The sequence below is a fragment of the Amycolatopsis sp. VS8301801F10 genome (genome assembly GCF_046195355.1).
Taxonomy (GTDB): Bacteria; Actinomycetota; Actinomycetes; order Mycobacteriales; family Pseudonocardiaceae; genus Amycolatopsis.
The window spans coordinates 8,806,336-8,827,944 of sequence record NZ_CP176065.1 but is presented as its reverse complement, the minus strand read 5'-3'; the positions used below and the strand labels follow the sequence as shown (position 1 = coordinate 8,827,944).

The 21,609-nt window shown below is 70.3% G+C and carries 19 protein-coding genes; 8 read left to right on the top strand and 11 right to left on the bottom strand.

All coding sequences use genetic code 11. From position 1 onward, the window contains the following. Positions 1-25 precede the first annotated feature (25 nt). The 4 genes from F9C11_RS40445 to F9C11_RS40430 form a co-directional block, all read right to left on the bottom strand. On the bottom strand, positions 26-910 hold the full coding sequence (locus F9C11_RS40445) for an ABC transporter permease (RefSeq protein ID WP_409182602.1): 885 nt from the start codon (positions 908-910) through the stop codon (positions 26-28). Then, entirely contained in the window at positions 903-2,129 is a 1,227-nt protein-coding gene (locus tag F9C11_RS40440) for a glycine betaine/L-proline ABC transporter ATP-binding protein (RefSeq protein ID WP_409182601.1), read from the bottom strand. The genes F9C11_RS40445 and F9C11_RS40440 overlap by 8 nt, the downstream gene beginning before the upstream one ends. 968 nt (positions 2,130-3,097) lie before the next feature. Further along, positions 3,098-3,721: an HU family DNA-binding protein gene (locus F9C11_RS40435; protein WP_409182600.1), complete on the bottom strand. Its 624-nt coding sequence runs from the start codon at positions 3,719-3,721 to the stop codon at positions 3,098-3,100. 1,043 nt (positions 3,722-4,764) lie between these two features. Beyond that, a complete protein-coding gene (locus tag F9C11_RS40430) occupies positions 4,765-5,466 on the bottom strand; it encodes an IclR family transcriptional regulator (protein WP_009074079.1) in 702 nt (233 codons plus the stop codon). A 144-nt stretch (positions 5,467-5,610) separates the two neighbouring features. Here F9C11_RS40430 and leuC point away from each other — a divergent pair, with 144 nt between their 5' ends. The 3 genes from leuC (at position 5,611) to F9C11_RS40415 (ending at position 8,544) form a co-directional block, all read left to right on the top strand. Continuing rightward, entirely contained in the window at positions 5,611-7,035 is a 1,425-nt protein-coding gene (gene leuC, locus F9C11_RS40425) for a 3-isopropylmalate dehydratase large subunit (protein ID WP_409182599.1), read from the top strand. A 23-nt stretch (positions 7,036-7,058) separates the two neighbouring features. After that, the gene (leuD, locus tag F9C11_RS40420; protein WP_409182598.1) at positions 7,059-7,661 is read left to right on the top strand and encodes a 3-isopropylmalate dehydratase small subunit; all 603 of its coding nucleotides are present in this window, start codon (positions 7,059-7,061) and stop codon (positions 7,659-7,661) included. A 241-nt stretch (positions 7,662-7,902) separates the two neighbouring features. After that, the gene (locus tag F9C11_RS40415; protein WP_409182597.1) at positions 7,903-8,544 is read left to right on the top strand and encodes an HU family DNA-binding protein; all 642 of its coding nucleotides are present in this window, start codon (positions 7,903-7,905) and stop codon (positions 8,542-8,544) included. 1,022 nt (positions 8,545-9,566) lie between these two features. Here F9C11_RS40415 and F9C11_RS40410 read toward each other — a convergent pair. The 3 genes from F9C11_RS40410 to cofC are packed head-to-tail and all read right to left on the bottom strand — an operon-like array spanning position 9,567 to position 13,622. Further along, a complete protein-coding gene (locus F9C11_RS40410) occupies positions 9,567-10,514 on the bottom strand; it encodes an NUDIX hydrolase (protein ID WP_409182596.1) in 948 nt (315 codons plus the stop codon). After that, the gene (locus F9C11_RS40405) at positions 10,511-12,934 is read right to left on the bottom strand and encodes an RNA degradosome polyphosphate kinase (protein WP_409182595.1); all 2,424 of its coding nucleotides are present in this window, start codon (positions 12,932-12,934) and stop codon (positions 10,511-10,513) included. Before F9C11_RS40405 ends, F9C11_RS40410 begins: the two co-directional genes overlap by 4 nt. A 55-nt stretch (positions 12,935-12,989) precedes the next feature. Beyond that, positions 12,990-13,622, bottom strand: a complete 633-nt coding sequence (gene cofC, locus F9C11_RS40400; protein ID WP_409182594.1) for a 2-phospho-L-lactate guanylyltransferase — start codon at positions 13,620-13,622, stop codon at positions 12,990-12,992. 116 nt (positions 13,623-13,738) lie between these two features. Between cofC and F9C11_RS40395 the strand changes: the two genes are divergently transcribed. From F9C11_RS40395 to F9C11_RS40385, 3 genes are all read left to right on the top strand, one after another. After that, a complete protein-coding gene (locus F9C11_RS40395) occupies positions 13,739-14,548 on the top strand; it encodes a lysophospholipid acyltransferase family protein (RefSeq protein WP_409182593.1) in 810 nt (269 codons plus the stop codon). Continuing rightward, on the top strand, positions 14,548-15,573 hold the full coding sequence (locus F9C11_RS40390; RefSeq protein ID WP_409182592.1) for an NAD(P)H-dependent glycerol-3-phosphate dehydrogenase: 1,026 nt from the start codon (positions 14,548-14,550) through the stop codon (positions 15,571-15,573). Before F9C11_RS40395 ends, F9C11_RS40390 begins: the two co-directional genes overlap by 1 nt. A 344-nt stretch (positions 15,574-15,917) precedes the next feature. Beyond that, complete coding sequence (locus F9C11_RS40385; RefSeq protein WP_409182591.1) at positions 15,918-16,400, top strand: cysteine dioxygenase; 483 nt, start codon at positions 15,918-15,920, stop codon at positions 16,398-16,400. Between the two features lie 32 nt (positions 16,401-16,432). Here the strand turns inward: F9C11_RS40385 and F9C11_RS40380 are convergent, their stop codons facing one another. The 3 genes from F9C11_RS40380 to F9C11_RS40370 are packed head-to-tail and all read right to left on the bottom strand — an operon-like array spanning position 16,433 to position 18,622. Next, positions 16,433-17,419, bottom strand: coding sequence for an asparaginase (locus F9C11_RS40380; protein ID WP_409182590.1), 987 nt, complete (start codon positions 17,417-17,419; stop codon positions 16,433-16,435). 10 nt (positions 17,420-17,429) lie between these two features. Beyond that, complete coding sequence (locus F9C11_RS40375) at positions 17,430-18,251, bottom strand: class I SAM-dependent methyltransferase (protein WP_409182589.1); 822 nt, start codon at positions 18,249-18,251, stop codon at positions 17,430-17,432. After that, a complete protein-coding gene (locus tag F9C11_RS40370; protein ID WP_409182588.1) occupies positions 18,248-18,622 on the bottom strand; it encodes a VOC family protein in 375 nt (124 codons plus the stop codon). The genes F9C11_RS40375 and F9C11_RS40370 overlap by 4 nt, the downstream gene beginning before the upstream one ends. 136 nt (positions 18,623-18,758) lie before the next feature. Here F9C11_RS40370 and F9C11_RS40365 point away from each other — a divergent pair, with 136 nt between their 5' ends. After that, a complete protein-coding gene (locus F9C11_RS40365; protein WP_409187083.1) occupies positions 18,759-19,460 on the top strand; it encodes a response regulator transcription factor in 702 nt (233 codons plus the stop codon). Further along, a complete protein-coding gene (locus F9C11_RS40360) occupies positions 19,457-20,911 on the top strand; it encodes a sensor histidine kinase (RefSeq protein WP_409182587.1) in 1,455 nt (484 codons plus the stop codon). Before F9C11_RS40365 ends, F9C11_RS40360 begins: the two co-directional genes overlap by 4 nt. Here F9C11_RS40360 and F9C11_RS40355 read toward each other — a convergent pair. After that, complete coding sequence (locus F9C11_RS40355; protein WP_409182586.1) at positions 20,883-21,557, bottom strand: pyridoxamine 5'-phosphate oxidase family protein; 675 nt, start codon at positions 21,555-21,557, stop codon at positions 20,883-20,885. The two genes, F9C11_RS40360 and F9C11_RS40355, sit on opposite strands and share 29 nt — an antisense overlap. Positions 21,558-21,609 lie beyond the last annotated feature (52 nt).

Below are 21,609 nucleotides of genomic sequence, written 5' to 3'. Positions count from 1 at the left end.
CCTTTCTCGTTGCGGTGGAGGTGGATCAGGCCGCGTCGGCCCGGCGGAGGGCGCGTCCCACCGCGGAGCGCGCCCCCAGCGAGGAAGTGAGCCGGTCGAGGTAAATGGCCAGCACGACAACGCCGAGACCGGCGTTGAAACCCAGGTCCAGCTTCAGGCTCGTGACCGCGGCGTAGACCTCGGCGCCGAGCCCGGGAGCGCCGACCATGCCGGAGATCACGACCATGGACAGCGACAGCATGATGATCTGGTTGATGCCGGCCATGATCGACGGCATCGCGAGCGGGATCTGGATCTCCCGCAGGATCCGCCGCGGCGGCGAGCCGAACGCCTCGCCCGCCTCGACCATTTCCGGGTCGACCTGGCGGATGCCGAGTTCGGTCAGCCGCACGCCCGGCGGAAGCGAGAACACGACGGTCGCCACCACGCCCGGCACCGGGCCGATCGAGAAGAAGAAAATGACCGGGATCAGGTAGACGAACGCGGGCAGCGTCTGCATGAAGTCCAGGATCGGCTTCACGATCCGGCTCACCGTTTCGTTGCGCGCGGCCGCGATCCCGACCGGCACCGCGATCGCCACCGCGACCACGCCGGAAATCAGCACCTGCGACAGCGTCTGCATCGCGGACGGGAATTCGCGCAGGCTGTCGATGAGCGCGAACCCGATCGCCGAGCCGAGGCCGAACTTCCAGCCGCGCAGCCACCAGCCGAGCCCGGCGAACACCACGACCAGCACCGGCCACGGCAGCCAGGTCAGCCCGGAGGCGAGCCCGGTGACCGCGCCGTTGACGATCTTGTCGACGAAATCGAAGAACGGGCCGATGTTGCCCTGCAGCCAGTCGATGACCGCCTTGAACCAGGTGCCGACGGGAATCTGCGGCAGGTCGCCGACGAGGACGTTGTCAGACACGGGCGTTCACCTCCTGGTCGTCGTTTTCTCCGGTGCTCAGCGCGTTCAGCAGCGCCTCGCGGGTCACCGCGCCGAGCAGCGTGCCGTCGGCGTCGACCACCGCGAGCGGCGCGGGCGCGGAAGCGGCGTGGCCGAACAGTTCGGCCATCTGGGTTTCCGGGCCGGTGCGCGCGGCGGATCGGTCGACCAGCGCGGCGATCGTTTCGGTGCCGCGGTCGGCGGCTTCGCTCACCGCGCGGCGGTCGACCGCTCCGGCGAACTTGCCGTCCTCGGTGACGAGCACGCCGGAAAGTTCGTTCCGGAGCATCGTTTCCCGAGCTTCGGCGACGGTGGTGGCCGGGGTGAACGAGATTTCCGCGGGCGCCATGACGGCCGACGCGGTGAGCACCCGGGAGCGGTCGACGTCGCGCACGAACTTCGCGACGTATTCGTCGGCCGGCGCGGTGAGCATCTCCCGCGCGGTCGAAACCTGCACGATCCGGCCGTCGCGCATCATCGCGATCCGGTCGCCGAGGCGCATGGCCTCGTTGAGGTCGTGCGTGATGAACACGATCGTTTTGCCCAGCTGCCGCTGCAGGATCAGGAGCTGGTCCTGCATCTCCTTGCGGATCAACGGGTCCAGCGCGCTGAACGCCTCGTCCATCAGCAGGATCTCGGTGTCCGCGGCCAGCGCGCGGGCGAGGCCGACGCGCTGGCGCATGCCGCCGGAAAGCTGACCGGGCAACCGGTCCTCCCATCCGGTGAGGCCGACCATCTCCAGTGCTTCGGCGGTGCGTTCGCGCTGCCGCTCGCGCGGCGCGTTCTGCACGCTCAGCCCGTAGGCGACATTCTCCGCGACGGTGCGGTGCGGGAACAGCGCGAAGTGCTGGAACACCATGCTCATCCGCCGCTGGCGCAGCTCGCGCACCTGTCCCGCGGACTTGTCGGTGAGGTCGATGTCGTCCACCAGAACCCGGCCGGAGGTGGCCGGGAGCAATCCGTTCAGGGTGCGCAGCAGGGTCGACTTGCCCGAACCGGACAGTCCCATCACCACGAAAATTTCGCCGCGCTCCACGGTGAAGGAGGCGTCGATCACCGCCGCGGTCACGCCGGGCAGGTCCAATTCGGCGCGGTCCGCGCCGTTCTCCAGCTTGCCGACCGCTTCTTCCGCCCGGCGGCCGAACACTTTGTACAGCTTCTCCACACGAACTATCGGCACAGTCGTCTCATGTTCTCGCATTCGGGGTCCTTTGCCGGGCGACATGATTGCATAGACCAACACTGATCGGAGCCGATCGCGCGACCGGTTCACCGATGACGGCCGGTTTTCGTGGCCCGGCACCCACTTTCGCCGGCGCGGTGCGCGCGCCCGCGAGACACCGGTGCGGCGGCGGGGAAAAGACGGTGTGCGCTGGCGAAACCAGTCCGGAATCGGCTGTTCGCCCGACTGGATTACCGGTGGCCACGGTGCGTGGTTGTCACGTTCGCATAACAACCCGAAAGTCTGTTGTGGACCGTGCGCGGCCCGGGTGACCGCGGACACCCGACGGCCACGCATGGTGCCGGACCGGACACGGCAAGGAAACGCTTCGCGCGGGCGGACGCAGTTGCTTGGGGGAACAGGTGATCGACTGGCCGCGGGCTCGAGATGGCCGGTGTGCTCAGGGAAACGGCGGGGTGGGTCCTCGATTTCCTTCGCGCTGCGCGGATGCGGTCCGGCGGGGACAATGCCCGCCGCGGAGGCCCCGGTGGAGGCTTCGCGGTCCGCGAGGTTCGGACGGGCAGGCGTGCCAACGGATCTTGGCGGTGGCCCGTCGAACGCTCTGCTGCTGCTTCGGAAATCGGCGGCGCGGTTCGGCACCGCGCCCGCTGCGGAGCCGGGGCGGTGCGGGTGGGGGAGGGCAAAGATGCGACGAACCTGCCGGGTCGGACGCTTTGGTGCTGTTTCGGAAATCGGTGGCGTGGGTTCGTCGCCGGTGTCGTGCCTGCTGTGGAGGTGGGGCGGTGCGGGCAGGGATGCGGCAAGTCCCGCCGGGTCGGACGCTCTGGTGCTGTTTCGGAATCAGTGGCGTGGGTTCGTCGCCAGTGCCGAGCCCGCTGCGGAGGCCGGACGGTGCGCGCGGGGGAGGAAAAAAGGGCAGAGATGCGACAAGCCCCGCCCGGGGAGAAGCCGGGCGGGGCTTGTCGTCAGGTTCCGGAGAACCGGAGTTACTTCTTCTTCGCGGCCGAGGTGCGCTTGGCCGGAGCCTTCTTCGCGGTCGCCGTGGTCTTCTTGGCGGCCGGCTTGGCGGCGGCCTTCGCCCGCGTGGTGGTGGCCTTCGGAGCCGCCTTGGCCGTGGTGGCCTTGGTGGCGGTCGCCTTGGCGCGGGTGGTGGTGGCCTTCGCGGCGGTGGCCTTGGCGGGAGCCTTGGCCGCGGTGGCGCGGGTGCGGGTGGCGGCCGGCTTGGCGGCGGCGGCCTTGGCGCGAGTGGTGGTCGACGCCGTGGCGCGGGTGGCGGTCGCCTTCGCGGTGCTGGCGGTCGCCCGCTTCACGGCAGTCGCCTTCGGCAGCTTCTTGGAGCCGGAGATGACGTCCTTGAACGTGGTGCCCGCGCGGAACGCCGGAACGTTGGTCTTCTTGACCCGCACGGCTTCGCCGGTGCGCGGGTTGCGCGCGGTGCGGGCGGCACGAGCGCGCTTTTCGAAGACGCCGAAGCCGGTGATCGTGACCTTTTCGCCCTTGTGGACGGTGCGGATGATGATGTCGACGAGACCGTCGACGGCTTCCGCGGCTGCCTTCTTGTCGCCGATGCGCTCCGACAGAGCTTCGATCAGCTGGGCCTTGTTGGCCATTCCAGTTCCTCCAACCAGAACTTGTTTTATACGGCCATACAGGCCGAACGCAGTCATTATCACCCATAGACTTCGCAAGTCCAATCGGGACCTGCCTTTTTCGTTGCCGTGTCGGGCAACCGGAGAGCGCGCGGACGGGCCGGGTCGCCGGATTCTTTCACTGGCCGGAAGACGCGCGAGAGTGCTTGCGGCACCGGCAAAGTCGCATGTAGACACCCGTTGTCCTGCGGTTTTGCCTTTTCTTGAGGTGGTGCGGCGGGGTCGCGCGCGGTCGCTCGGACGACCCCCGAAGCGGCCGGACGGTCTACTGAGGACGATCGAAAACCGCGCGAAAAAGGCTGCCCCGCACGGGCGTGGCGGGACACCGGCCGGGGTTGCGGCGCGGCGGGAGCGGGGGTGCCGGAGGCGTTGCCGGAGAGGGGCGGCGGCGGGGAGACCGGCCTCCGGTCGCGCCGGTTCGCGGTCGGCGGGTTCGGCGGGGTGGCGGAATGGGGGACGGGAGCGCTCGCGGTTTCGGGTTCGGCGGCGCTTGGGGTCTTGGCCGCCGGGCGCGTTCGGCCGGGGCGGTGGCGCACTGGCGGTTCTGGCGGGAGGGGAGGTGGCGGTTCTGCCGCTTGTGGCGGTTCTGGCGGAGAGGTGGCGGTTCTGACGGTTGTTGCAGTGGTGCGGTGGCGGTTCTGACGGCCGGGGCGGTGATGCAGTGGCGGTTGTGGCGGAGGAATCGGGCGCGGGAAGGGAACGCTCGCAGCGCCGGGTTCGGTGATGCTTGGGGGTTCCGGCCGCGGGGTGCGTTCGGGCGGAGCGGGTTCGCTTTGCCGGAGGCGCGGAGTGGGGGCTGAGGTGTTCGGCCGGACCGCCGGTGCGGTGCCGGAGGAATCGGGGGCTCGCGTCCGGCGGCGTTTCGCGCCCAGCCGAGGGCACGCGTCGAGCGGAGTGCGTTCGCCGGTTGTGAAGCCGGCGAGGAACGGCTGCGCGAAAAAGGCCGCCTCCCGCCGGTGCGGCGGGGAGGCGGCCTGGGGTTGGCGCGTGGTGGGAGCGAGGCGTCAGAGGCGTTCCTGGAGCGCGTCGGCGGCGGCGAGGAGGTCCGCTGCCCATCGGGCGCCGGGCTTGCGCCCTATGCGTTCGATGGGGCCGGACACTGAGACCGCGGCCACGACGGTGCCGGAGGAATCGCGCACCGGCGCCGAAACGCTCGCGACGCCCGGTTCGCGTTCGGCGACGCTTTGCGCCCAGCCGCGGCGGCGGACTTCGAGCAGAGTGCGTTCGCCGTAAACCGCGTCGGCGAGGATCGTCCGCTGCGTGTGCGGATCCGACCACGCGGCAAGGACCTTCGCGCCCGAGCCCGCCGTCATCGGCAGGCGCGACCCGATCGGGACCGTGTCGCGCAAACCGCTCGGCGGTTCCGCCGTCGAAACGCACACGCGCTGCACGCCGTCGCGCCGGTAAAGCTGAACGCTTTCGCCGGTGATGTCCCGAAGCTTCGGCAGCACCGAGCTCGCCGCGTCGAGCAACGGGTCGGTCGAGCCGCCCGCCAGTTCGGCGAGCGCGGTGCCCGGCCGCCAGCGTCCGTCCGGGCCCCGCCGCAACAGGCGATGCACTTCGAGCCCGACCGCGAGCCGGTGCGCGGTCGCGCGAGGAAGACCGGTGCGCGTGCAGAGTTCCGCCAGCCCGCACGGGTCCTCGGCGACCGCCTGCAGCACGGCCACGGCTTTGTCCAGTACTCCGATACCGCTATGCTGTCCCACGACGCGATACTATCTTCCCGCAGTGTGGGAAGTCCAGAATCTGGGAAAAACGAAACCCGGAGCCGCGGACAGCCGCGGCTGCCCCCTCCTCACCGGCACGTCCGGGTTCCGTGCTCCCGGCCGATCCCGAGGAAGGAGCCGGAGATGACCAGCCCCACCGGCAAGGCTCGCACGCTGGCGGAGAAGGTGTGGGACAGCCACCTCGTGCGCCGAGGCGAAGGCGCCGAGCCGGATCTGCTCTACATCGACCTCCACCTGGTGCACGAAGTGACCAGCCCGCAGGCGTTCGACGGACTGCGGCTGGCCGGGCGGAAGGTGCGCCGCCCCGACCTCACCATCGCCACCGAGGACCACAACGTCCCCACGGTGGACATCGACCTCCCGATCGCCGACCCGGTGTCGCGGACCCAGGTCGAGACGCTTCGCCGCAACTGCAAGGAGTTCGGCGTCCGGCTGCACCCGATGGGCGACGCCGAACAGGGCATCGTGCACGTGATCGGGCCGCAGCTCGGGCTGACCCAGCCGGGCACCACCGTGGTGTGCGGCGACAGTCACACCTCCACGCACGGCGCGTTCGGCGCGATGGCGTTCGGCATCGGCACTTCCGAGGTCGAGCACGTGCTCGCCACCCAGACGCTGCCGCTGCGGCCGTTCAAGACGATGGCGGTCAACGTCGACGGCACGCTGCAGCCGGGCGTCACCGCCAAGGACGTGATCCTCGCGGTGATCGCCAAAATCGGCACCGGCGGCGGACAGGGCTACGTCCTGGAGTACCGCGGCAAGGCCATCGAAGAGCTGTCGATGGAAGCCCGGATGACCATCTGCAACATGTCGATCGAGGCGGGCGCGCGGGCCGGCATGATCGCGCCGGACGAGACCACCTTCGCCTACCTGAAGGGCCGTCCGCACGCCCCGAAGGGCGAGGACTGGGACGCCGCCGTCGCCGCCTGGCGCGAGCTGCGCACCGACGAGGGCGCCGAATTCGACGCCGAGGTCCACCTCGACGCGGACCAGCTGACGCCGTTCGTGACCTGGGGCACCAACCCCGGGCAGGGCCTGCCGCTGGGCGAATCGGTGCCCGACCCGGCCGAGATCCCGGACGAGAACGCGCGCTTCGCCGCTGAGAAGGCCCTGTCCTACATGGATCTGAAGCCGGGCACGCCGCTGCGCGAGATCGCGGTCGACACCGTGTTCCTCGGCTCCTGCACCAACGGCCGGATCGAGGACCTGCGCGCCGCGGCCGAGGTGCTGCGCGGGCGGAAGGTGGCCGATTCGGTCCGGATGCTCGTGGTGCCCGGTTCGATGCGGGTGCGCAAGACCGCCGAGGAGGAAGGACTGGACAAGATCTTCGCCGAGGCGGGAGCCGAATGGCGGCAGGCCGGTTGCTCCATGTGTCTCGGGATGAACCCGGACCAGCTCGCCCCCGGCGAGCGCAGCGCGTCCACCTCCAACCGCAACTTCGAGGGACGGCAGGGCAAGGGCGGGCGCACGCACCTCGTCTCGCCGCTCGTGGCCGCCGCCACCGCCGTGCGCGGGACCCTGTCCTCGCCCGCCGACCTGCCCGCCTGACTTCCCCGAGAGGAGCCACTCCCATGGAACCGTTCACCCAGCACACCGGGATCGGGGTCCCGCTGCGCAGGTCCAACGTGGACACTGACCAGATCATCCCGGCCGTCTACCTCAAGCGCGTGACCCGCACCGGATTCGAGGACGGGCTGTTCGCCGCCTGGCGTGCGCAGGAGGACTTCATCCTCAACCAGGAACCGTTCGCCAACGGGTCCGTGCTCGTCGCCGGGCCGGACTTCGGCACCGGTTCGTCGCGCGAGCACGCCGTGTGGGCGTTGCTGGACTACGGCTTCCGGGTCGTCATCTCGTCCCGGTTCGCCGACATCTTCCGCGGCAACTCCGGCAAGGGCGGCCTCGTCGCCGCGCAGTGCGAGCAGTCGGACGTCGAACTGCTCTGGAAGCTGCTGGAGAACGAGCCCGGCACCGAGGTGTCGGTGGACCTCGAGGCCAAGACCGTGCGGGCCAAGGACTTCACCGCGCCCTTCCAGATCGACGACTACGTCCGCTGGCGGCTGCTCGAAGGGCTCGACGACATCGCGCTGACTCTGCGCCACGCGGGGGACATCGACGCGTTCGAGTCCCAGCGGCCCTCCTGGAAGCCCGTGACGCTTCCCGCCGCCACCTCCTGACCTGCTCCGCCGGAGGCGGATTCCCTGCTCGGAAAGGGAATCCACCCCCGGCGGGCCCCTCTTCGCCCACGCCAAACGGCGCCTCCCGGGACCGGAATCGGGTCCTTCGGGAGGGCGGAACCGTTCCCGCCGCAAGGGAAAATTTCGCGTGCCGTTTGGAATTTGTGCTGTCTTGGTAATACCGTGTGCGTTAGCCGGCCGACCTGGCCGTGGACGAAGAGTTCTTCTTGGAGGGACTGGAATGGCCAACAAGGCCCAGCTGATCGAGGCGCTGTCGGAGCGCCTGGGCGACAAAAAGGTTGCTTCGGAGGCCGTCGACGGTCTCGTCGACATCATCATCCGGACGGTCAACAAGGGCGAAAAGGTGAACATCACCGGCTTCGGGGTGTTCGAGAAGCGCGCTCGTGCCGCCCGCACCGCGCGCAACCCGCGCACCGGCGAAGCCGTGCGAGTGAAGAAGACGAACGTTCCGGCGTTCCGCGCGGGCACCACGTTCAAGGACGTGATTTCCGGTTCGAAGAAGCTGCCGAAGGCCACGGCGGCGAAGCGGGCCACCGGCACCACCGCGCGCGCCACCACCGCCCGCGCCGCCTCGACGACCACGCGCAGCACCCGTGCCACGGCGGCGAAGCCCGCCGCCACGCGCACCCGCGCCACCGCGGCCAAGGCTCCCGCCAAGGCCGCCGCGACCAAGACGACGACCCGCGCGACCGCGGCGAAGTCGACCGCCACCCGCGCCAAGGCGGCCCCGAAGGCCACCACCACGCGGGCGAAGGCAGCCGCCAAGCCCGCCGCCAAGACCACCACCGCGGCGGCGAAGAAGACCACGGCCGCGGCCAAGAAGGCCCCGGCGAAGCGCACCTCGGCGGCCAAGAAGAAGTAACAGCCCCGGTATTCGTTTCGCGGCAGGGCCCCGACCTCGGATGAGGTCGGGGCCCTGCCGCGTATCGGGGACGTGACCGGCTGAATGGACGGAAGTCCATGCGGCGGGCGGGGTTGTCGGGCGAGGGAGGGGCGCGGTGTTGCGGGGGCTTGGTTTCGGCTGGGCGGGGCTGCCGGGAGGGGGAGAGGCGCGGCGTTGTGGGGGCTTGGTTTCGGCTGGGCGGTGTTGCCGGGACGGGGAGGGACGCGGTGTTGCGGGGGCTTGGTTTCGGCTGGGTGGGGTCGGAGGGCGGGGAGAGGTGAGGCGTTGCCGCAGTTCGGTTCCGGCTGGGCGGGGTTGTCGGAAGGGGAAGAGGCGCGGTGTTGCGGGGGCTCGGGTTTCGGCTGGGCGGGCCGGGGCTGAGTTGTCGTGGTGGCGCGGTGATTGTCGGGACCGAGTTCGGCGGGGGCTTGGAGGGGCGGGCTGGGCTGCCCCGCGGACGCGGCGGGCGGAGGGCCGGGACGGCCTGGCCAGCAGGGCGGCTGAGCGTTGTGGTTGGCGGGGTTTCGCGGCTTGGCGAGCGGGTACGGCGGTCGGCAAGGGCGGCCCAGCCGTTGTGGTCGCAGGGTTTCCGGGCAAGGCAGCTGTGGTGGCGGACCAGTTCGCGGAAGTGGGCTGAGCAGCGTGGGCCGTGGCCGCGCGAAGGCACCGTTTTCCGAGGTCGGCGGGTCCTTCGGGGGCCGGAAAGAACCTCGCCGAATTTGCTGATAAGACAACAGATCCATCTGCGCCGAGGCGGCCGGGGAAGGCAATCGGATTCCCGCCGCACCGTCCGAGAGGGCTAATCCGGCGCCCGGAGACAAATCCCCGCCGGGGGTAATGGGGGCCCCGGCACGGCGGTCTCGGACGTCGCTTATGCCGGGACCGGAGATAACCGCGGCGCAATACCCGTCTCTATAGAATCCGCCGCCGAATGGGGGTGGAAGTGCGTTCACGAGAAGGACCCGGCATCGCCGAAGCGACGCCGGGCCCCGCGAAAAAGATCAGCCTGCCGAAGGCACCGGAGCGGGCAGCGGGCTCGGGTAATAATCCGCGCCCACCAGAACCGGTCCCTCGTCGCCGGGACAGAACGACAGGACCCACAGCGAGCCCTTCTTGCTCGGCACCACCCCGTCGCGGGCGGCGGGCAGTTCCAGGCCGTCCCGGTCGGCCAGCGCGCTCACCAGGTCCGGGATCACGCCGCCCTGGCTGCTGATCAGCGGAGTGCCCCCGTCGGCGGCGATCGTCAGCAGGCGGCGGATTCCGAGCAGCGGGTCCGGCCAGTAGCCCTCTTCCGACAGCAACGGCTCGTGCCGCACCTCGACGCCGAGTGCGTCCGCGATTCCGCCGACGGTCTGCACGCATCGCAGCCGCGGCGCGGAGAACACCCGGTCGGGGCCGAAGAGCGGCAGCAGGTCCCGCAGGGCGGCGGCTTGGCGTTGCCCGGCTTCCGACAGCGGACGGAGGTCGTCGTCGCCGGTCCAGTCCTCGCGTTTGCCCGCCTTGGCGTGCCGCACCAGCAACACCGTCGTCAGCGCGGGCGGGAGGGCGCAGAACTCGCGCAGCACCCGCACATCCGCCGGGCGCGTGAGCAGCCGCTCGGCCTCGACCGGGGGCAGCCAGCGCAGTTCGTCGACCTCTTCGTTCGGCTCGAAGGCTCCCGCGACGGCTTCGGCGCTGAAGTAGTCGACGCTCTTGCGCAGCAGCCGTCCGTCGTTCTTCCCCGGCACCTCGTACGTCGTCTGCGCCACATAGCGGCCCAGCACCGCGCGGAACCCGGTCTCCTCGGCGATCTCGCGGACCGCGGTGGCGGCGAGCGTTTCGCCGGGGTCGACCTTTCCCTTCGGCAGCGACCAATCGCCGTAACGAGGCCGGTGCACGAGGGCGACCTCGATCCCGTCCCCGGCGTGCCGCCAGAGCACCGCGCCGGCGGCCCGGACGTCCACGCTCATCCGACGGCCCCGTGCCGCTTCGCGAGTTCGAGCTGGTGGTCGCGCACCTGCGAACCGGCGGCCGGGAACGGCTGCCATTCGCCGGAGGAACTGAGCACCCAGCAGCGCGTGTGCGGGTCGAGCGCCGAATCGAACACCTCGTCCAGCTGCCGCGTCAGCTTCGGGTCCTTGACCCGCACCAGCGCCTCGATCCGGCGGTCGAGATTGCGGTGCATCATGTCCGCGCTTCCGATCCAGTGCGTGCCGCCCGCGCGGAAGTGGAACACCCGCGAATGCTCGAGGAACCGGCCGAGGATCGAGCGGACCCGGATGTTCTCGCTCAGTCCCTCGACGCCCGGCTTCAGCGAGCAGATCCCGCGCACCACCACGTCGACCGGAACGCCGGCCTGCGAAGCGTGGTACAGCGCGTCGATCACCTGCTCGTCGACGAGCGAGTTGCACTTGATCCGGATGCCCGCTTCGAGCCCGGCGCGCGCGAGTTCGATCTCCTCGCCGATCGCGCGCACGATGCCGCGGCGGATGCCGTGCGGCGACGTGAGGATCGTGCGGTAGGTGTCCTGGCGCGAGTAGCCGGTGAGGACGTTGAACAGGTCGGTGATGTCCGCGCCGATGCTCGGGTCCGCCGTCAGCAGGCCGAGGTCTTCGTACAGCCGCGCGGTCTTCGGGTTGTAGTTGCCGGTGCCGATGTGGCAGTAGCGGCGGATGGTCGAACCCTCCTGCCGCACCACCATCGACACCTTGCAGTGCGTTTTGAGGCCCACCAAGCCGTACACGACGTGCACGCCCGCGCGTTCCAGCGTGCGCGCCCAGGTGATGTTGGCCTGCTCGTCGAACCGCGCCTTGATCTCCACCAGCGCCACGACTTGCTTGCCCGCCTCGGCGGCGTCGATCAGCGCGTCCACGATCGGCGAATCGCCCGACGTCCGGTACAGCGTCTGCTTGATCGCCAGCACCTTCGAATCGGCCGCGGCCTGTTCGATGAACCGCTGCACGCTCGTGGAGAACGAATCGTAGGGGTGGTGCACCAGCACGTCGCCCTCGCGCAGCGTCGCGAACACGCTCTTGGGCGTCTCGCGTTCGCCGAACGCCGGATGCGTCGCGGGCACGAACGGCCGGTCCTTCAGCTCCTTGCGGTCGACCGCCGACAGCTGGAACAGGCAGGTGAGGTCGAGCAGCCCGGGCACCTCGACGACGTCCTCGGGATCGACTTCCAGCTCGCGCAGCAGCAGTTCGAGCATGTGCTCGCTCATGTCCTGCGCCACTTCGAGCCGCACCGGCGGGCCGAACCGGCGCTGCGCCAGCTCGCGTTCCAAGGCCTGCAACAGGTCCTCGTCGCGGTCTTCCTCGACCTCGAAGTCGGCGTTGCGGGTGACGCGGAAGACGTGGTGCTCGGTCACCTCCATGCCGGTGAACAGATCGCTCAGGTGCGCGGAGATCAGTTCCTCGAGCGGAAGGAAGGTGGCGGACCGGTTGCCGCGTTCGGTTTCCACGCGCATCAGCCGCGGCACGTTGCTCGGCACCTTCACGCGGGCGAACCGTTCGAGCCCGCCCTGCGGATCCCGCACCGTCACCGCGAGGTTGAGCGACAGCCCCGAGATGTACGGGAACGGGTGCGCCGGGTCGACCGCGAGCGGCGTGAGCACCGGGAAGATCTGCTCGGAGAAGTAGCTCGACAGCCGCAGCTGGTCGGCCCCGGACAGGTCGGCCCAGCCGACGATCCGGATGTCCTGCTCGGCCAGCTGCGGGCGCAGGTGCTCCTCGAACGCGGCGGTGTGCCGTTCGACGAGGTCCTGGTTGCGCTTGGCGATGTAGTCCAGCTGTTCGCGCGGCGTGAGCCCGTCCGCGCTGCGCACCGACAGGCCGGTTTCGTCGCGCCGTTTCAGCCCGGCGACCCGGACCATGTAGAACTCGTCCAAATTGGACGCGAAAATGGCGAGGAACTTGGCCCGTTCGAGCAGCGGCTGCGATTCGTCCTCGGCCAGCGCGAGCACGCGGGCGTTGAAGTCGAGCCAGGACAGCTCGCGGTTGAAATAGCGGTCGTCGGGAAGCGATTCGACGGCGGTGGGCGCGGACGTGACCGCGGGCGGGGCCGACGGGACGGAGCGGAATTCTTCGCCGCTCTCCGTCGTGGTCCGGCGCTGCCGGACGGCGGCTTTGGTGACGGCGGGCGGTGCGGCGGGTTTCTTCGCCGTGGTGCGCAGCGCGCTCGAGGAGGTTTTGCGCTTGGCCGGTTTGGCGTTGTCCTCCGCCGAAGCCGCCTTGGGTTTCGCCCGACGGGCCGCGGCGGCGTCAGCGTTCCCGCGCGAGGTCGCCTTCCTGCCCGCGGTGCGCGGGGCCGGGGACGAGGGGGTTGCGCTGCTGCCGCTTTTCACGCGCCGCCGGGCCGGAGTGCTGCCGTCTTCTGTGCTCACGCTGCCCATTGTTCACTACGAAGCCGCGGTTTGCGCAGGCCGCGATGAAGGTCGAGTGAACACCTCAGCGCGATTGCGCCCGATCGGCCGGGAGCAATGCCGCGGTGCGCTTCCCGAGACCGAGCCGCGCGGCGTGGCGGAGATCATCTTCGGTGTCGACGTCGCTGCGCAGCGACGGCAAGGCCTGGGTGAGCGGGATCGCACCGGACGCCCGGTGCAGTTCCGCGGAGCCGGCTCCGAAACGCGGGTCGAGAGGTTTCCCCGGCGCGGACAGCAACAGCGTGGTCCCGGTGCCCTGGCGGTCGGAAACCATCGCGCGGCGGCCGGCGGCTTCGGTCAGCGCCTGCTCCAGATCCACCGCTCGCAACGCGGGAAGATCCGCTTGGAGCGCGCCCACCACCCCGTCCGGCGCGTCCGTGCGCAGCAGCTGCTCGCCGTGCCGCAGCGCGTCGTTGAGCCCGCCGCCCGCCGGTTCGGCGGTCAGTTCGACGCCGAGACCGGCCAATTCGGACAGCGCGGCCGGATCGGAGGTGACCACGAGCACGCGCCGGACCCGGGCGACCGACGTGACCGCGGCCAGCGTGTCGCAGGCCAGCGCCAGCACGAGGTCCGCGTGCCGGTGCGCGGCGACCGCCCCGCGCAGCCGGGACTTCCCCGCGCCCGGCGGTTTCAGCGGCATGACCAGGTCTGCGTCCACCTGTCCATCTTTACCCGAAACCCGCCGCGCGCGTGCGTGAGCGCACCCTCCCTGGACTGCGCGAACCGGGGCGCGGCAGGATCACCCGGAGCAGAGGCGATCCGAGGAGGAGAACTGTGGCACGGCGTGAGAAGGGCGGATTCTGGGTGGGGCTGGCCGCCGCCGCGTTCTACCCGCTGACCGCCATCGGCAAGCGGGTGTACCTCGGCGCGGAGAAAATCCCCCGGCAAGGGCCCGCGGTGCTGGTGATGAACCACATCTCGCACCTGGACCCGGCGGTCGACGCGGTGTTCGTGCACCGGCAGAAGCGGGTGCCGCGGTTCTTCCTGAAGGCGAGCCTGAAGAACGTGCCGGTCTTCGGCCGGATCGTGACCGGGTCCGGGCAGATCCCGGTGGAGCGCGGGTCGAGCGCGGCGGGCGACAGCCTCAAGGCCGCGCATCAGGCGCTGCAGGAGGGCAAGGTCATCGTGATCTACCCCGAGGGCACCATCACGAAGGACCCGCTGGGCTGGCCGAAGGAGGCCTACAGCGGCGCGGCGCGGCTGGCGCTGCAGAACGACGTGCCGGTGATCCCGATCGCGCGCTGGGGCACGAACCAGATCTTCAACGGCTACACCAAGAAGTTCACGCCGTTCCCGCGCAAGACGGTGACGCACCTGGTCGGCGATCCGATCGACCTGTCCGCGTACCGGGGCGGGAATCCGCGCAGCGCCTCGACGCTGCGCGAGGTCACCGCCGTGCTGATGGACGAGGTGACCCGGCTGCTGGCGGAGATCCGGCAGGAGGAACCGCCGGCGAAGAAGCCGGGGACGGACGCTGTTCCGGAAACCAAGGCGGAAACCAAGGCAGCGGCCGACGCGGACGCCAAAGCGGAGATCACCGCCGAGCCCAAGGCGGAGGCCGAGAAGCCGGAGGACGGTGCCTGATGGCGGGTTTCGCCGCCGACGTGCAGCGGGTCACCGTGCTCGGCGCGGGTTCGTGGGGCACCGCGTTCGCGAAGGTGCTCGGCGACGCGGGCCGGGACGTGACGATGTGGGCGCGCCGGGAAAGCGTCGCCGAGGAGATCCGGGAACGGCACACCAACGAGTCGTACCTTCCGGGAACGTCGTTGCCGGAACGGATCACCGCGACGTCCGACGCGGCCGAGGCGCTCGACGGCGCGCAGGCGGTCGTGCTCGGGGTGCCGAGCCAGAGCCTGCGCGCGAACCTCACCGGCTGGCGGCCGCTGCTGCCGCCCGAGGCGATCCTGGTCAGCCTGGCCAAGGGCGTGGAACTGGGCACGCTGAAGCGGATGAGCGAGGTGATCGCCGAACTCGCCGAGGTCGATCCGGGCGAGATCGTGGTGGTGTCCGGGCCGAACCTGGCCCGCGAGATCGCCGCCGGGCAGCCCGCCGCCGCGGTGCTCGCGTGCGCCGACCACGAGCGGGCGAAGGCGGTGCAGCAGGCGACGTCGAACCAGTATTTCCGGCCCTACACCAACACTGACGTGGTGGGCTGCGAGCTGGGCGGCGCGTGCAAGAACGTGATCGCGCTCAGCTGCGGGATGGCCGCCGGGATGGGCCTCGGCGCGAACACGATGGCGACGCTCATCACGCGCGGCCTCGCCGAAATGGCGCGGCTCGGCGCGAAACTCGGCGCGGACCCGCTGACCTTCGCCGGTCTCGCCGGGCTCGGCGACCTGGTCGCGACGTGCTCGTCCCCGTTGTCGCGCAACCGCACCTTCGGCGAACGGCTCGGCCGCGGCGAAACCCTGGCCGAGGCGCAGGCGGCGACCGGCGGCCAGGTCGCGGAGGGCGTCGCGTCGTGCTCGTCGATCCGCGAACTGGCGCAGCGGCACGGGGCCGACATGCCGATCACGGACGCGATGTACCGGGTCTGCCACGAGGGCGTCGACCCGCGGCAGGCGGGCGCGGAGCTGCTGGGACGGTCTCGGAAGCCGGAGTGGCCGTGAGTGTTTGTCCCGGTTAGAACCGGGACTGCCGCTCACGACGAGCGGGCCGGGCTTGGCGGCGAAGCGCGGTGGCCCGGGGCTCGTGAGTGCTGGCGCCGGTGAGGACCGGCGTTGCCGCCCACCAGGGGTGTGAACCCGCGCTCACCTGGGCGGTCCAGCGGGTGAGACGGGTTGACCGGGCGGTCCGGGGCTGGTTCGCTGTGCGGCATGCTGACGTGCGCGATGACGATGCGGCCGGGGTCTGCCGACCTCCGCCCCGTCATGGGCATGTCGTGTCGCTGTTGTCGGTGAACCCCGCCCCGGCCAGTTCGACACCCATCTTCTTCCCGTGAGGACTTCTTTTCATGTTCGCCGTTCCGGACAACACCCTGCTGCGTCCCGAGAACCCCGCCCTGCGCCACCCGGTCCGCGTCGCCGTCGACGTGGCCGCCGACCGGGAACGCTGGGGCAGCCTGCTGCGCTACGACCCCGACCAGCGGTTCTCCGCCCTCGTCGAACGCACCGACGACCAGGAGATCTGGCTGCTCAGCTGGCTTCCCGGCCAGCACACCGACCTGCACGACCACGCCTTCTCGACCGGTGCGTTCACCGTCGTGTCCGGGCGGCTGACCGAAACCGTCGCGCGGCGCGCCCCGGGCGGGCGCGCGGTGACCGAGGTGCACGGGCTGTCCGCCGGGCAGTCTCGGGTGTTCGGGCCGGGCTATGTGCACGAGGTGCGCAACGACGGCCCGGACCCGGCGATCAGCGTGCACGTCTACCGCCAGGGCGGCCGGCAGATGCGGTCGTACCAGGCGAATCCGGTGGACGGGCCAGCTCTGAGCTCGTGAGTGCTCATCACGGTGAGAACCGGGATCAACACTCACGAGTCGAGGTCGCCGCGCTGCCTGAACTGCCGCTCGATCTCCTCCCGGCTCACGCCCGCAGCGAGCAGAACCTGCAGCAGGACCCGCGATTTCCGCGGGCACAGCCAGCCGGCCATGGTCGCGCCCATCCGGATCAGGCTCGATTCGGAGCCGTGGAACCCGTAGGTACTGCGGAAAGTCGGGCCCGCACCGGTCCGGGAGGCGATGACGACCGGCACTTCCGCCGCCGCGATCACGTCCGCCGTCGCCGTCGACACGTGTCCGACGCCGTTGGCGGCCACCACTACGCCGCGCGCGCCGTTCTTGAGTACCAGCGAAAGCAGCTCGCCGGTGTCTTCGAGCCCCGATTCCAGCAGCGGAACGAGGTCGACGGTTCCGGCTCCCGGCAGCACCGGCAGGCGCGGCGGCGACGGGTGGAAGTAGTGCACCGATCCTTCGGCGACCATGCCGAGCGGACCCGCCGGCCGCGACGAAAACGTTTCGACGTGGCTGGAATGCGTCTTCCGCACCCACCGCGCCGCGTGCACGTCGTCGTTGAACGCCACCAGCGCGCCCCGGCCGCGGCTGCGCGGATCGGCGGCGACGGCGAGCGCGGCGAGGAGGTTCGCCTGTCCGTCCGGGCTGGGCAGGCTCGGGTTCCGCATCGCGCCGGTGATCACCACCGGCGCGTCGGACGGCCACGTGAGGTCGAACAGGTACGCCGTTTCCTCCAGCGTGTCCGTGCCCTGCACCACCACGAGACCGTCCGCGCCCGCCTCGATCTGCTCGATGCCCCACTCCCGGGTCCGGGCGAGCGTCGCGTAGTCCATCGACGAACTCGACAGTCCGGCCAGCGTCGCCGCGGTGACCTCCATCGGCAGCCGGGAACCCAGTTCCCCCAGCAGATCCTCGGCGCTCAGCCGCGGTACGACGCCGTCCTCGAGCGAACGTCCGGGAGCCATCGAGATGGTGCCGCCCAGCGCGGCGACGGCGATGCGAGTCATGTCCCGCACTCTATGCGGGGCGCCGCGCCTGCAGGGTGTAGCTCGCGGCGATCCGGCGCGAGCGGTCGCGCAGCCGCCATTCGCCGCCCCCGGCTTCTTCCATCTCGTGCGGCAACGCGTTCCACGCCGCGGTGTCGTGCTCGGTCAGGCCGGTCAGGATCAGGCCCTGGTCGAGCAGCGCGGTGACGACCTCGCCGAGCGAATGGTTCCAGCTGTGCGTGGTCGTCGTGCGCATTGGTTCGTCGGTGTCGACGTACGTGGTGTCGTCGCTGAACACAAGCGGTTCGTCGTGCTCGAAATAGTCGTACTTCGGCCACGCGCGTTCGGATTCCTCGTCGAGCGTCCACAGCATCGGGTGGCCTTCGCGCATGAACAGCCGTCCGCCCGGCCGCAGCAGCCGCGCGACGACCTCCGCCCACCGCGAGATCTTCGGCAGCCAGCAAAGCGCGCCGACCCCGGTGTAGACCAGGTCGAACGTGTTCTCGCCGAAGACTTCCACCGCGTCGTAGACGTTCGCCTCGTGGTAGTCGATGTCCGCGCCGGCGGCCTCGGCGAGCTTGCGCGCCTCGGCGAGCGACGCCGGGGAAAGGTCCAGACCAGAGATCTTGGCCCCGAGCCGGTGCAGCGACAGCGTGTCCGTGCCGATGTGGCACTGCAGGTGCACGGTGCGCAGCCCGGAAACGTCGCCGAGGCGGGGCTGGTCGAAGCGCACGACCTGGCTCAGATGCGCGGGATCGGACTTGAACTTGTCGAACTCGTAGTACGCCGAGCGCGCGTGGATCGGCGCGCGGTCGTCCCAGTTGGCGCGGTTGATCTCGAACGAATCAGTCATGCCTTCTCCGCCGTGCTGCGCAGGACGCAAAATTCGTTGCCTTCCGGATCCTGGAGAACCGCCCAGCCGCTGCCGTCCTCGCGGCGGTGGTCGGAGTGCAGGGTCGCGCCCAGTTCGAGCAGCCGGTCCACTTCTTCGTCGCGGGTCCGGTCCTCCGGCTTCAGGCAGAGGTGCAGCCGGTTCTTGCCCGCCTTGGGTTCGGGGACGGAGATGAACAGCAGCGTGACGCCGGAGTCGAGCGTGATGCCGATTTCCGGGTCGCCCTGACGGTCGTCCTCGCCGACCGGGCGGCCGGTCGCTTTGGTCCAGAACTGGGCCAGTTCCCACGGGTCCGCGCAATCGACGGTGATGTTGTCCACGACTGAGGTCATCGGGCTCCTTGTGCTCAGGGGTTCCGGGGCGGAGTCTGCCCGGAATGCCCGATGCGCGCGAGGGATTTCCTGTCGAGTGGCTGTCAGCTCGGGGTTCGGCTCGCGCGCCCGCGCGGAAGTCGCGGAGGATGGCGGGGTGGAGAACCCGAATCCGGTGCGGCTGCTCGTCGTGGACGACGAACCGCACATCGCCGACCTGGTCGCGACCGTCGCCCGGTACGAGGGCTGGCAGGCCGTGACGGCCGGATGCGGCGCGGACGCGCTCGCGCGCGCCGCGGAGTTCGCTCCCGACATCGTCGTGCTCGACCTCATGCTGCCCGACTTCGACGGCTTCACCGTGCTCGACAAACTGCGCGAGAAGCACGACGCGGTCCCGGTGGTGTTCCTGACCGCGAAGGACGCGACCGCCGACCGCATCGCCGGCCTCACCCGCGGGGGTGACGACTACCTCGTCAAGCCGTTCTCCGTCGAGGAGCTGATGGCGCGGCTGCGCGCGGTGCTGCGGCGGACGTCGGAGAAGCCGGACCCCCGCCCGGTCGTGCTGCAGGTGGGCGATCTCACTTTGGACGAGGAGACGCACGAAGTCCGCCGCGGCGGCAGGCTCGCCGAGCTGACGCCGACCGAGTACGAACTGCTGCGCTACCTGATGCGGCGCTCGCCGGCGGTGCTCACGAAGGCGCAGATCCTCGACCACGTCTGGGAGTACGACTTCGGCGGACGGTCCAATGTGGTCGAACTCGCCGTCTCCCGGTTGCGGCGCAAGCTCGACACGGAGGCCGAACCGCTGATCCACACCGTGCGCGGCGTCGGGTATTCCGTGCGGCAGGCGGGCCGGTGAACCGGATCGGGCGCTGGGCTCGCCGGTGGTACCGGGCTTGGCGCGCTTCGCGGCTGGGCACGCGGCTGGCGTTCGGGCTGGGCGCGCTGTCGCTGGTGGTGTTCGCGATCGTCGGCGCGCTGACCGTCGAGCTGATGCACGACTACCTCAACCGGCGGCTCGACGAGCAGCTCAAGACGAGCCAGGTCGCGCAGGTGCCGCATCTGCGCGAGTCGAAGGACAGCCCGGAAGTCGTCTACTCCTGGTACTCCGCGGTTTTCGAGGTGCGGGAGGGACACGCCGTTCCGCAGCCGGGCAGCACCTTGCCGAACGACGTGCGGCCGTTGGCGCGCATTGCCGAAGAGGCGACTGGCGGCGACCTTTTCCGCACGATCGCCTTGCCCGGCCAGGGTTCCTACCGCGTCCGCGCGTGCCCGGTGGAGACGTCGCAGAACGGGACCGCGGGCACCGTGCTGTTGAGTGCCGCGCCGCAAGCCGATCTCGACAACACGGTGCAGCAGCTGATGTTGATCGAAGTGATCGCGTTCCTGATCGCGTTGGCGATTCTCGTCGTCGCTGGCCGGGTCGTACTGCGGCGCGGCTTGCGGCCGTTGTCGGACATGGCTGGCACCGCGCACGACATCGCTTCGCACGATCTCACCGCGACCGCGGCGTTGCCGGTGCGCGCGTCCGGAACTGGCGGTGGCGCGGAGGTCGAGGAGCTGCGGACGGCGTTCAATTTGATGTTGAGCCACATCGAGTCCTCGCTGGCCGCGCGCACCGAGGCGAACGATCGGCTGCGCCGGTTCGTCGCCGATGCTTCGCATGAACTGCGGACCCCGTTGACGTCGATCCGCGGCTACGCCGATCTTTTCCGGTACGCCGCCGCGAACGAGCCGGAGGAACGCGAGGCGCACCTGGAGAAAATCCGGGCCGAGACCGCGCGGATGAGCGTGCTGGTCGACGATCTGCTGCTGCTCGCCCGGCTGGACGCCCGCGATGTCGAACCGCCGGTGCGCCCGCGGCGAATGGATCTCACGGAGGTCGCCGCGGCTGCCGCGGACGCGTTCCGGGCCGGTCGTCCGGGACATCCGCTGACGGTGTCGATTCCGGAGGAACCCGTGCTGCTGCACGCGGATCCGGCGCGGCTGCGGCAAGTCCTGGACAACCTGCTGGCGAACGCGGCCGTGCACACCGCGGAAGGAACCCCGGTGGAGCTGGCGGTGACGGCGGCGGACGGAATGGCCGTCGCCACCGTCGCCGACGCCGGGCCGGGGATTTCCGCGGAGGATCAGCAGCGGATTTTCGACCGGTTCTATCGCGTCGACAACTCCCGGACCCGCGCCGCGGGCGGCACCGGCCTGGGGTTGGCGGTGGTGCATTCGCTGGTGGTGGAGCACGGCGGGACGGTCTCGCTGGACAGCCGCCCCGGGCGGACGGTGTTTACCGTGCGGCTGCCGTTGTCTTCGTGACGCGCGCGGTGACGTGCTCGGGGACGGTCCAGCCTGGCGGCAGGTCGGCGGAGGGTTCCGGCTCGCCGAAGACCGTGCGCACTGGCAGCACCCCAGCCCAGGCGGCGTTGGCGGCGACGTCTTCCGGTTCGTCGTCCGGTCCTTCGGCGCGGAGTTTCACCGAGGCTTCCGTCAGGTCGAGCGCGAGGACCGAAACCGCGGCGAATTCCTTCTTGTTCACCGGCCGGGCGTGCTCCCACGAACCGGGGGAGAGGTGGTCGGTGAGCACGTGCAGGCCGCGCATTTTCTCGTCCGGGTCGGTCACCAGCCGGGCCTTGCCGAGGATGACCGCGCTGCGGTAGTTGACCGAGTGGTTGTTCACCGAGCGGCAGTAGACGATCCCGTCGAGCAGGGTGACCGTCACGCAGACGTCGGTTTCCCCGGTGGCGGCTCGCAGACTGGCCGCGCCCGTGGAACCATGCAGGTACAGGGTGTCGCCGTCGCGGCCGTATCCGGTGGGCAGCACCAGCGGGACGCCGTCGCGGACCACGCCGAGGTGGCAGATCAGCGCCTCGTCGAGCACGGCGTGCAGCACGGCGCGCTCGCTGGCGGCGCGGTGGCGTTTGCGGCCGAGCGTGGTGCGTTCGGTGGGCGAAAGGCTGCTCATGCGTTCAGTGTGCGGCGGGCAAGTGGCTACGTTGAATGTCCACTTCTTCTAC

Excerpts from the sequence above, each read along its gene's own strand:
- F9C11_RS40355 (WP_409182586.1), bottom strand. The coding sequence starts at position 21,557 with ATGAGCAGCCTTTCGCCCACCGAACGCACCACGCTCGGCCGCAAACGC.
- F9C11_RS40380 (WP_409182590.1), bottom strand. The coding sequence starts at position 17,419 with ATGACTCGCATCGCCGTCGCCGCGCTGGGCGGCACCATCTCGATGGCT.
- F9C11_RS40385 (WP_409182591.1), top strand. The coding sequence starts at position 15,918 with ATGTTCGCCGTTCCGGACAACACCCTGCTGCGTCCCGAGAACCCCGCC.
- F9C11_RS40405 (WP_409182595.1), bottom strand. The coding sequence starts at position 12,934 with ATGGGCAGCGTGAGCACAGAAGACGGCAGCACTCCGGCCCGGCGGCGC.
- leuD (WP_409182598.1), top strand. The coding sequence starts at position 7,059 with ATGGAACCGTTCACCCAGCACACCGGGATCGGGGTCCCGCTGCGCAGG.
- F9C11_RS40370 (WP_409182588.1), bottom strand. The coding sequence starts at position 18,622 with ATGACCTCAGTCGTGGACAACATCACCGTCGATTGCGCGGACCCGTGG.
- F9C11_RS40435 (WP_409182600.1), bottom strand. The coding sequence starts at position 3,721 with ATGGCCAACAAGGCCCAGCTGATCGAAGCTCTGTCGGAGCGCATCGGC.
- F9C11_RS40415 (WP_409182597.1), top strand. The coding sequence starts at position 7,903 with ATGGCCAACAAGGCCCAGCTGATCGAGGCGCTGTCGGAGCGCCTGGGC.
- F9C11_RS40410 (WP_409182596.1), bottom strand. The coding sequence starts at position 10,514 with ATGAGCGTGGACGTCCGGGCCGCCGGCGCGGTGCTCTGGCGGCACGCC.
- leuC (WP_409182599.1), top strand. The coding sequence starts at position 5,611 with ATGACCAGCCCCACCGGCAAGGCTCGCACGCTGGCGGAGAAGGTGTGG.
- F9C11_RS40440 (WP_409182601.1), bottom strand. The coding sequence starts at position 2,129 with ATGCGAGAACATGAGACGACTGTGCCGATAGTTCGTGTGGAGAAGCTG.
- F9C11_RS40375 (WP_409182589.1), bottom strand. The coding sequence starts at position 18,251 with ATGACTGATTCGTTCGAGATCAACCGCGCCAACTGGGACGACCGCGCG.
- F9C11_RS40390 (WP_409182592.1), top strand. The coding sequence starts at position 14,548 with ATGGCGGGTTTCGCCGCCGACGTGCAGCGGGTCACCGTGCTCGGCGCG.